We start from the raw sequence: 5,807 nt of genomic DNA on the forward strand, positions 1-5,807 counted from the left end.
TTTCAGTTTCATCAGTTTCGTCGATATCTTTATATTCATTTAAATCGATAATTTCCTCATGTTCGTCTATGCAGCTAGAATCATTGTGGTTGTCATAGTAATTATTTCCATTGTTTTCCTTTGATTCCTTGTAGTATTGGTTCAGCTTCTTAAGATTTCCCTTCCACAGATAAAATACATAAGGAAGGAATATTATCATGAGGAATGAATTTCCAGACATAAGTATGAAATCAAATATTCCATGAAGAATTAGAGGAGTCGTAAGGGACTTCTTATAATAGAACCTTTTTCTGGCAGGGTCGCTGCAGAACTTCGACATGGATAGGTAATATCCCATGGTTATTGCAAAGAGCATATGTGCTGGAACAGATAGAAAAGCCCTGTAAAGACCTACACTTTCCACATCTGCAAACCTGAAGACCACATACATTATATTTTCAATAGTGGCAAATCCAAGAGATGCCATTACACAGTAGACTATACCATCAATTCTCTCGTCATATGCCGGATTATCATAGTCCATCCTCATTACAACAAATCTTTTAAAAAACTCTTCAGAAAATCCAGCCACTATAAAGGCTGTATAGGCGGCTCCCAAAAGTCCACCAAAAATATTAAACCTGGACAAAAATGATTCAAGAAGAATTGTTGGAAACACAATAAGTGCTCCTCCTATGAAAGTTTTAACGAGGAGTTTTACCGGTTCCCTGTCATATCTGTCAATAAAATATATAATCAATGCTAAAGCAATACCCGGTGTAACTGCAGTAATAAGTAAATTTAAGTCCAAAAAGTTCACCTCATTTTTTATTGTAAGAAACAAATTTGTTTATTTTAACTTTCTAAGACATGACACAGCAACTATTTTATATGTTTTAACAAAACATATGCTATAATACCTTATTAATTGATATATATCAACATTACACATGATTCAATCAATATAGTTTATATCTAATTATACAGGAGGAACATTAAGTGAACAACAAAAAAAGAAATGCCTATACAGCTATTATCTTCACAATGATTGTATGGGGCGTCTCACTCATAAATACCAAAATAACAATGGAGTACTACAACGCCATATCAACTTCATTCTGGAGAGTAGTGATAGCATCAATCATGCTTTTTATATTCAAAAAAATCATGCATCCAAATGAATATATGAAAAAAGAAGATAGAAAAGCATTTCTCATTGCAGGTACTTCAGGAATATTCTTGTATTTCATATTCCAAAACACCGGACTCGAATACATATCTGCATCACTCACATCGATACTCTTAAGCCTCATACCTGTTTTGACCATGTTAATTGAGTCATCCAAATCAACACAGAGACTAGGTCTTATAAAGGTAGTATCGGTATTAATGTCTGTTGCAGGGGTGTGTCTCATAGTAGGCTTCGAAATAGGGGGAAGCATGAGAAATACCATTATAGGCTCCTGTCTTATTCTCATGTCCGTTTTTTCCTGGGTTATATACACCTTTACCACCAAATCTCTATACACAAGATATTCGCCTATTGTGGTCATGTTTTATCAAACATTCATAGGAACGCTGCTGCTTGGATTGTTGATTCCATTTAACTGGTCAAATCCACTACAGGCATCAGCCCTTATTAACCTGAACCTGGCCTATCTTGGAATAATCTGCTCAGCTGTTGCATATCTTCTTTACAATTATGCGCTGGATAATTTAAATCCTACTGTATGTACGATATTCATTAACCTACTTCCGGCTATCTCAATCATAACTGGAGTGGTTGTCCTCAAAGAAAAAATCACACCTGTACAAATATTAGGTACTGCAATAATATTATTATCAATATTTCTCATAACAAATAGTTCGAATAAGGAATCTAAAACGAAGTCAAAAAAGGCTGTGTGACATTTTAATTTTGTCGCAAAGCCTTTTTTATATTTTTAAATTATTGAAGTTTTTTCTAACTTCGCAATCAACCCAATGATAAAACTCAGTGTAAAAAATTCTCTGTCTATATGCGATTCCAAGTTACTTAGCCCTTTGATAAGAGTTGCTTCATCAAAGTGTTTCAATAAAATTATCAAACTCAAATAATTTATTTCACCTTTTCTTGTATCTAAGACACGGGCCTTTTTTACAAACTTATTGGTCATTGCCGTTTCAACAGCTACTTTTAAGGCTTCACTTATTTCTATGACAGGCATTTCTTCATATACTTTAATATTCTCATCATTCAAATCCAAATTTTTAGCACCTTCAGTATCCGTTGATAAAAATATAGTATTCACAAATATTGCACCTTTGAAATTTACATCCATCAACTTTGATGATTCAAAAACAACATTTTCAAACCTTGCATTCATAAAATCACTTTCTTTTAGATTCGTACCAACAAACTCTGCACTTTTAAATGAGCAGCCGGTAAACTTGCAAGACTTCATACTTGCCCCTCGGAAACTAACATAGTCAAAATTCGACTCACTAAAATTACAATTATAACATTTCGCTTGAGTTAAATTTTTGTACATATAGTTTCTCTGTTTTCTTTCAGCATTTGTTAAGTTAAAAAGTACATTGTTTCGTTTACTTTTAGATTTATTTTTTGATACAGTTTTTGACTTAGCTTGTTCTTTTGGCTTATATTTATTTTGACTATTTGGTTTAGGTCCTGATTTCGAATGATTTATAACCTTTTTATCATCGCTATTACTCATGAATCCTCCATTTTTATATCAATTCTTTTCTGCATTTACAAAACTATATTTCTTATTATATAGTATTTCGTCTCATTAAGCGAATAATCTATCTCCAATGGTATAGCTTAAACAGAGAATTTAGTGTATTATATATTTATTAAATAAAATTGAGATCATATTGGAATTTTTAAAATGTGTTAAAATCGGAGATAATCTTATGATATTTATTACCATACTAATCGTAGCCACACTAAATATACTTACAAATCACACAATGCTCACTAGAAAAAAATCTGTTTCTTATTGCGTAATCGTATTTATAATCAATTCTATATTTGTCATTGGTTGCTCACTCATATTCAGAAAAGTGGTGACTGATCCTATCATCTATAAATATGTATTTTACTTTACTGCATTTTTCTATATAGGATATATATATTTAATTTTCAGTGATTCCTTTCCAGTTAAAATCTTTTCAATGTTCAGCATATGGGTATTTTCCACGATAATTCTTTCTATTTCTAACATGACTTTTAACATAATTGGAGATCACTCCATGACACTATCTATTGTCAATACCATAAGGATAACCCTCCAATTACTATTATTAGGAATTTCCTATAAATGGTATGGGGTATATTTCAAAAAAATATTAGCGATAGTAAACGTTAGAATAGCCTATTTGATGTCTGGCTATATGATTTTGGCATTAATACTACTGATAAATAGCTTTTCTTGGAATAATCGTATTTTAACGAATAAAAATAGTATAACAGAAATGGTTCTATTTATTATCTTTATTATCCTTGGTTACTTTATTGTCTTTCTTGGCATATCTTCTTCTTCGAAAAATATTTTGCTGAAACAAAATATAAATACCATAAAAAAACAATCTGAAATTAATTATTTGCTTGCAAATTATGATGATCTAACAGGTATAGCAACAAGACAAAACATTTTTAATCAAATTTCAAAGACTGTCGATGAGTTCAAGCTTACAAATGTACAATTTGCTCTTATCATATTTGATATCGATAATTTCAAATCTATAAATGACTATTATGGTCATATCATAGGCGATGCAGCTATTAAATTGGTTGCAAAAAGGGTGGAGAACTGTCTAAGAAAAGAGGATTCCATTGGGCGTTTAGGTGGTGATGAATTCATTATTTTCGAAAAAGGCATAAATACTACATCTGATGTGGAGTTTTTAATTAAACGAATCCAGAACACCTTAAAAAATCCTATAACTATTGGAGACCACCTCATTCAAATCAATATAAGTATAGGTATAAGTTTGTTTCCTTCAAACTCACTACTTATCGATGAACTTTACGAACAAGCTGACAATGCAATGTATATGGCTAAAAAAAGAGATGGTTCAACTTTCAATTTCTTCCAATTATAAAACTAACATAGAAGAAAGAACCTGGATTTTTCATAAATCTAAATAACTTCTGATGGTGATGTCATTGAAGGTGAATATAATAAAAGCGACTTCCCGAAAGTAGCCTTGATAGGGATTGCTGCTTATTCCGGTATTATCGAAGGTCGTGCGAGAGTAATCTCAAGAATGGTCAAATAATCAGATTAGATGGGACGAAAGGTTATATTGAGATTCTTTCGGAATACTAACAATTTCAAACTATTTTGACAAATAGTGATTGATTAATATACGAAAACAGCTACACTATATATGTGCCAACTAATAAAACAATATTGCGAGGTCATATGAATAGAAAAGATATACTTGAATTAAAGAAACGCTTCAAAAAAGATCAGTGCACATTCACAAAACTTTGTGGCTGTTATGTAGACGGTGAGAAGAAGACACAACTGGAGTTTAGCGAAACCTTTTTGAATCTACCAGAAGAAGAGTTTTTCAAATACTTAGAAATAAGCAAGAAAGTCCTATCCGGGACCATCGATAATAATCTGTTGGAACTGAACTTCCCCTATGATGAAAACTTTAACAACGAAAAACAAGATTTTCTTATGCAACTAAAGAAAAGTGGCTTGAAAGATAATGCTTTACTCCGGAAATTTTACGACTCTATTATCGACAGTTATGATTGTCCTGGTAACTTTTTGATACTTGTTTTTCATGATGTGTATGATGTGATGACCAAAACTACCGATAATATCAAAATAGATGAATCAGAAGAAATCTATGAATATATTTTGTGCGCCATTTGCCCTGTGTCACTATCCAAACCAGGTCTTGGCTATTTTGAGAATGAACAAGAGATTAAGGCGCGGATAAGGGATTGGGTTGTTGAAGTTCCAAATATCGGTTTTGTCTTCCCAGGCTTCATAGATCGAAGTTCAGATGTCAATACCATTATGTACTACACTAAAAATGCTAAAGATCCTCATTCTGAATTGATGGAAAACACATTAGGTTGCTTGCCAAAACAGACAGCAACCATTCAAAAAGAAACTTTTCAGTCAATAATCAAAAGTGCTGTCAGCTCAGATGATGATGTCTCCGAAAAGGTCTTTACAGATATCCAAGAAAACCTTAATACTATGATTGAAGAATATAATGAAGTCTACGAGGATACAAATGCAGCACCCATCGCTTTATCCAAAGATAAAGTAAAAAAACTTTTAATAGACAGCGGAGTCTCAGAAGAAGCTACTGCAGAAATTGAAGCATCCTACGAAGAGAATTTTGGTGAAGACCTTCCTCTTGCTGAAAGCCTGGTTGATTCAAAGTTACTTAAAGCCAATTCTCAAAAGAAAAAAGAAGAAAAGCTGGTCAAACAAGTCGAAAATCTTGAACATAAACTTGAAGAAGTGACAAAAAACACTAAAATTGAAGATGATTCTGAAGCTAAGGATGAGCTTGAGACTATAGCTGAAGATGACATAGAGAATCCATCAGGAGACAACCCACCTTCGAACTATGATGTAGTGCTCAACGTAAAACCTCATAAACTACCTATGATCAAGACAGAAGTCATTGATGGTCAGCGCTGTATTGTTGTTCCTATGAATGATGATGAACAGGTCACAATCAATGGGATAAAAGATTTGTTTTAGCACACTATCATTAGAACAAAGCGGCTTTGCCGCGTCAACGATGCATGTCGTTGTTGCAAACGCGTAGAAAGTTCACATTTATCG

General features: G+C 32.6%; 5 protein-coding genes. 3 read left to right on the forward strand and 2 right to left on the reverse strand.

What is annotated here, in order from left to right; all coding sequences use genetic code 11:
- Window positions 1-790: PrsW family intramembrane metalloprotease (locus tag AC3AX0_RS05790; protein ID WP_487549358.1), on the reverse strand; the 790-nt coding region annotated here is incomplete at its 3' end.
- Window positions 791-978: 188 nt separating this feature from the next.
- Between AC3AX0_RS05790 and AC3AX0_RS05795 the strand changes: the two genes are divergently transcribed.
- The gene (locus AC3AX0_RS05795; RefSeq protein WP_487549359.1) at window positions 979-1,887 is read left to right on the forward strand and encodes a DMT family transporter; all 909 of its coding nucleotides are present in this window, start codon (window positions 979-981) and stop codon (window positions 1,885-1,887) included.
- A gap of 35 nt (window positions 1,888-1,922) precedes the next feature.
- Here the strand turns inward: AC3AX0_RS05795 and AC3AX0_RS05800 are convergent, their stop codons facing one another.
- Complete coding sequence (locus AC3AX0_RS05800) at window positions 1,923-2,696, reverse strand: pentapeptide repeat-containing protein (protein ID WP_487549360.1); 774 nt, start codon at window positions 2,694-2,696, stop codon at window positions 1,923-1,925.
- 538 nt (window positions 2,697-3,234) lie between these two features.
- Here AC3AX0_RS05800 and AC3AX0_RS05805 point away from each other — a divergent pair.
- Together AC3AX0_RS05805 and AC3AX0_RS05810 are read left to right on the forward strand one after the other, a co-directional pair.
- Window positions 3,235-4,086: a GGDEF domain-containing protein gene (locus AC3AX0_RS05805; RefSeq protein WP_487549361.1), complete on the forward strand. Its 852-nt coding sequence runs from the start codon at window positions 3,235-3,237 to the stop codon at window positions 4,084-4,086.
- 323 nt (window positions 4,087-4,409) lie between these two features.
- Window positions 4,410-5,723: a DUF4317 domain-containing protein gene (locus tag AC3AX0_RS05810; protein ID WP_487549362.1), complete on the forward strand. Its 1,314-nt coding sequence runs from the start codon at window positions 4,410-4,412 to the stop codon at window positions 5,721-5,723.
- Window positions 5,724-5,807: the final 84 nt, after the last annotated feature.

It is taken from the genome of Dethiosulfatibacter sp. (assembly GCF_983023055.1).